The 422-nt window shown below is 73.7% G+C and carries 1 protein-coding gene; it reads right to left on the bottom strand.

What is annotated here, in order from left to right:
• A partial coding sequence (locus tag FG154_RS20835; protein ID WP_281282102.1) for a sensor histidine kinase occupies positions 1-422 on the bottom strand: 422 nt, incomplete at both ends.

Raw genomic sequence — 422 nt, 5'->3', positions numbered from 1 at the left:
GGCGAAGGCGTCCGGGTCGATCCGGCTCGGCACCTCCCCCTCGGGCAGCACCAGCACCAGGCGGTCACGTCCACTCACGCGCGTGAAGTCCTGCGCCACCAGCGACAGGATCGGCCGCAGGTCGGCGGGGGTCCCGCCCAGCGTCCGTCCGCCTTCGGCCCGCGCCAATTGCATGAGCTTGTCGGAGAGCCGCGTCAGCCGCTTCAGCGTGGTCTCGATGTCGGCCGCCCGACCGGCGACCCTCGGGTCCGAGGTCTCGATGCGGATGCGCTGCGCCTGCGCCGTAGCCCCGGCCACCGGCGTGCGCAGCTCGTGCGCGGCATGGGCTGCGAAGGAGCGTTCCGCCTCGAAGGCCGCGTTGAGCCTGCCCAGCAGCTGGTTCACCGCCGCCGCGACCGGCGCGATCTCGGCCGGAAGCTCGG

The organism is Cereibacter sediminicola, assembly GCF_007668225.1.
Taxonomy (GTDB): domain Bacteria; phylum Pseudomonadota; class Alphaproteobacteria; order Rhodobacterales; family Rhodobacteraceae; genus Cereibacter_A; species Cereibacter_A azotoformans.
The sequence above is the reverse complement of the archived record's forward strand: the minus strand, read 5'-3'. Positions and strand labels throughout refer to the sequence as shown.